The sequence below is a fragment of the Shewanella fodinae genome (assembly GCF_014651955.1).
In the GTDB taxonomy this organism is placed as follows: Bacteria; Pseudomonadota; Gammaproteobacteria; order Enterobacterales; family Shewanellaceae; genus Shewanella; species Shewanella fodinae.
In genome coordinates this window covers 1-4234 of record NZ_BMXW01000040.1, presented here as the reverse complement: position 1 = coordinate 4234, position 4234 = coordinate 1, and the positions used below count along the sequence as shown (strand labels likewise).

Below are 4234 nucleotides of genomic sequence, written 5' to 3'. Positions count from 1 at the left end.
CACAGTTGCCGAAACATGCGGGAACTTCTTGGCAAGGTATGGCATTTTATGGAAACCGTTTCGCCTTTTCCCGGCAACGGACACGGCATCGCGAAAATGTAGCAGTATTCGGATCAGCTATTTAGGAATAAAATATCAGTAAATAAGTGCTCGACTTTGGCTGATTGGCGGGGATCTTCTAAGGAACTGAAGAACTGTTGAAATGCACCTGAATTCATAGGACTCTCCACAAAAGAGAGAATAAGATCACAGCCAGTATGAAGCGTCCAGCCCTTTGGAGAAATATCATGCTAATAGTTCAAATTACGTTCGTGATCTTGCCCTGGGATAACATTGTGTATTAATAAGTTTGAATATTGATATTAACAACTATTCCCGCTTACTTATTATAACCCGCTAATATCATTCAGTTAATTCTTGTATACCCAAAACACTAAAGGTCTATACGAATTGAATTCATGGGTAAATTGCATTAATTCCTTGCATTCAATGCAATGCGAATGAATTATGGCATCCCAATATGGAAGTCAATAGGAGGACAGATTGTCCTCCTAAATCTGACTTAACTGAATTTCGCTTTTTGCCTGATTTCTGAGGCCTTAGGACCCCATGTTTTACGCTGATGACCACATAGATAACATGAGCATAAACATGGTGTATTTGCACACATTCCTAAGGTCTTGCTTGAATCACTAGCATAATTACCCCAATAGTGTTTACGAGCACGTTTCAAGCGTTGTTGATGATGACGCCTTACAGCACGAGAAGTGTTTTTCATTAGATAAATCCCGATTGACAGTACTTAATCGGGCGGCCGCTCCTTCGAGCGACCGCCGAAGCCTCTGTCGAGATTTAATCAATGCATTCATATTATTCTCCTGTAGTCCAAGTGGTTCAGTATAACTGGACCAGGGCTTTATAGGTGTTCCAGTGCTGTTCTTTAGCCATTTAATTTTAAGGTAGTAGCAAATGGACGGAGATAACAGCTCACTCAAATTTCTTCTTGCGGTCGTGGCGATAACTTTTTGTGGTATAGGTTGGTGTCATAACACTTGATACTGACTGCGCTATCGACTCACGTAAACCAGCAAATAGCTTGATTGCCTCAGAACGCTTTAAAGAATCCATAATGCCATCGCTAGTAGACTCGATGATCTCCTTCGCTTTTCTGATGCGAAACTCTTTGCCCTCAGCCAACTTCAGCAAGTGCGATTCATCAGGGAACGCCTTACTGCCGGCAAGCTTAAGCGCCATCTTGTTATCTATGGTGTCGTAAATTAGGGTATGAGTGATATCAAATGGTGGTGAAACAAAAATCTGCGACATATCAGGTGAATACTGCAAGGCAAAATTCTTGAGGTGCGCATCACCATTGCCAATCAAGCAGTTAAACACAATGTAACGAAACATGGTTTCAACTTCGGTTTGGCTATTGGTGTAGAGATACGTCGCCCTCAGTAACGTTTCATAACTGCTACTGTACTTTGCATCCGGATCATTAGGCTTTTTCAGTAACGTGGTGAAATCTTCATAGCCAAGCTTTATGCCCTCGGCGGTTTTATCAAAACGCTCAACCACAAAGGTTTCCAGATTCTCAGAGAGGTAAGTCGCTGGTGGGCTCAAGCCGCAGTGACGCGCGGCCTCCATACAAACAAACTCATTGACTGTCAGTAGTGGAAACTCCTCGTCAAACGACTTAACGATCAGGTCTTTTTGTTCAACCGTTCTATCCGTTTTAGCACCACCAACATGGGGAATACTGACCTTGGGTTGCACACCTGCTAGCGAGTTTCTTAGGTAATATTTCTCCAGCAACTGTGGGAACAGTGGCTCAGCACTGTGATAAGACAGAATGTCGTTTAGTGATACAGATTCAGCCTCCGGCAGCACCAAGTCACTTTGATATGACAGCATCCCCACACTATGATCGCCTTGTAGTGCCAGAAGATACATGTCGTCGATTTTGGCATAACGCGCGAGTTTTTCAGCAATGAAACGACGGTTAAATCCCTCGGGTAGATTTTGCGCGAATATTGGATGTAATGCCCCGGATGAGTAACCATCCAAACCCTTTTTCGTCATGGTAAGCGAAACATGACGTTTATCCTGGGTTGGCTGGTAATGATGCACTGAGCCATGTGTTAGCACACCTAATTCGGTATCATCGGCATGCACGGTAATGCGGGTGATTAGGCTTGGTAGACTCGTTTCGGCAGCCATTAATCATCCTCCGAAAACAGGCTCTCAATCTCGTCCCAATTGGGAAGCTCATGGCGTTTAGGAGCAACCGTAAACTGTAAGCCAACAGCATCAAGCAAGCGTTCAAAAATATCGAACGAACCGGTAAAACGGCCATTTTCAATCTCTGATATAGTGACTTTATTTATACCAGTGAGCTCAGCAAGACGCTGCTGAGTATACCCCAGCGCTTTACGGCTTTTGCTTACCGTCTTACCTATTTCCTGTCTATTTGCCATATAAACGCCGCCAATTAATTAGCTATATAGCTAACACTATAATCAATCACACGAATATTAGCCATATAGCTAACATAATTCTAAATGAAATATTGGCAAGACTACTGATGTAAAAGCGACCATTAACCAAAGGCGCGATAACCATCCCAAATTTCAGGTGAGATTGTCCGTAACCACATATTCAACGCTGCACGTTTTTCATTCATATATTGACTGCGATTGTAGATGCCTGCGACGCCACTAACTGTATGCCCAAGTAGATGCTCCACTACGTGCGGTAATACTCCCAGATCATTCAAGCGGGTAGCCAGTGTTCGTCTAAGGTCGTGCAACGTCCATTTCTCTTTGTGCTCCAGGCGCTTCCAGATGTTACCGCCAAAAGCACTCACTGCTTCTGGTTTTTTATATTCACCTAGCAGATATCCACTTTTCTGGTTTCGCGCTTTAAGCCTTAGTAACCAAGGTCTAAACGCATCTGGGATAGGTCGAAGGATTATCTCTGAAGTTTTGCTGTTATCTCTGGGAACAGTCCATAGCCCTTTCTCAAAATCCCACTCGTCCCAAGTCGAGCAACGAACTTCCTGAGATCTGGCACCAAAGACCACCAGCAACCAAATCAAATCGGCATAGTAGCGATTACATTTACGGCTTTGTATGTGAGTTAGTACATCATCAAATTCTGACTCCGATAGCACACGGTCCTTTCGGCGTTGCTTACTGCCAACGTCAAGAATAGTGAGATCATCCAGTGCACGGCTGATAGCGTAACGACGCACTCTGCAAAATCTTAATGCCTGTTTAGCGTTCTGAAACACATACCCGGCAGCTACTGGTGCAGGTCGTTGCTTACCACGGACACCACGTCTAATACGATCAAAACACTCCAACCAGTGGCGAGTTTCTGTTTGGTCCAAAGGCAGGTGACCAATATAAGGATAAATGTGCTTCACAAACTGAGCCCGATGTCTTGGTGCGTTAACTCGGTTTTTCTCAGCATAATTTACGAGCCAATATTCCAGAGCATCTTTTACGGTAACAGGTTTCAGCGTGACTTTTCGTTCAACCTCTCGCTGCAACTTAGGGTCATATCCTTCTGCCAACCACATTCTGCACTGCTGAGTTAGATCTCTGGCCCTAACAATGGAGATCTCCGGGTAGTCACCTAAATCAACACGCTTATTTTTGCCTTCAATTTTATATCGGAATTGCCAACGAATTTTACCTTGAAGAGAGAGCCTCGCTCCTAAACCATCACCATCAGAAAGTATCTTAACTTTTGTCTGTGGCCTGTCTAAAACCGCCTTTAACTGCTTATCGTATAATCTGCTCATTATGGGTTTCTCCGGGGGTACATGGAACCATTTCCATGTACCCCCATATGTACCCCCATATGTACCCCCATATGTACCCCCATATGTACCCCCATATGTACCCCGAGTTAACCATAAGAACCAAAACAGCGCAAGACAAACAGATACAACAAATTAAATAAAATTGTTTAGTTTCATAATGTTATAACATCAATAAGGAACATTACAAAACAACCAAAAACACCAAATCATGTCGTACGGCATGAATTAATATAAATTCATAACATATTGATAATTAATCCCAATTGATGAAAATCTTTTGGGCTTAATGTGATGGTCCGCCTCCCTTCTCAGCAACTATGCTGAGATTAGGCTAGACAGGAGGTAGACCATCATGTTTATTCAAGTACTCGGTATCGATTTAGGCAAGTCAAACTTTCATCTTAT

Annotated in this window: 3 protein-coding genes; all 3 read right to left on the bottom strand. The window is 43.2% G+C overall.

All coding sequences use genetic code 11. The annotated features are described in order from the left end of the window. Positions 1-987 precede the first annotated feature (987 nt). The 3 genes from IE064_RS18015 to IE064_RS18005 all read right to left on the bottom strand — a co-directional run bounded on the left by IE064_RS18015 (position 988) and on the right by IE064_RS18005 (position 3808). Positions 988-2220 (bottom strand): type II toxin-antitoxin system HipA family toxin, encoded by a 1233-nt coding sequence (locus tag IE064_RS18015; RefSeq protein ID WP_189619045.1) that lies wholly within the window; start codon positions 2218-2220, stop codon positions 988-990. Further along, complete coding sequence (locus tag IE064_RS18010) at positions 2220-2477, bottom strand: helix-turn-helix domain-containing protein (protein WP_189619044.1); 258 nt, start codon at positions 2475-2477, stop codon at positions 2220-2222. Before IE064_RS18010 ends, IE064_RS18015 begins: the two co-directional genes overlap by 1 nt. Positions 2478-2599: 122 nt before the next feature. Next, on the bottom strand, positions 2600-3808 hold the full coding sequence (locus IE064_RS18005; protein WP_189619043.1) for a tyrosine-type recombinase/integrase: 1209 nt from the start codon (positions 3806-3808) through the stop codon (positions 2600-2602). Between the last annotated feature and the right edge of the window lie 426 nt (positions 3809-4234).

Bases quoted from the DNA above. Each gene is read 5' to 3' on its own strand.
- IE064_RS18010 (WP_189619044.1), bottom strand. From the start codon at position 2,477: ATGGCAAATAGACAGGAAATAGGTAAGACGGTAAGCAAAAGCCGTAAA.
- IE064_RS18015 (WP_189619045.1), bottom strand. From the start codon at position 2,220: ATGGCTGCCGAAACGAGTCTACCAAGCCTAATCACCCGCATTACCGTG.
- IE064_RS18005 (WP_189619043.1), bottom strand. From the start codon at position 3,808: ATGAGCAGATTATACGATAAGCAGTTAAAGGCGGTTTTAGACAGGCCA.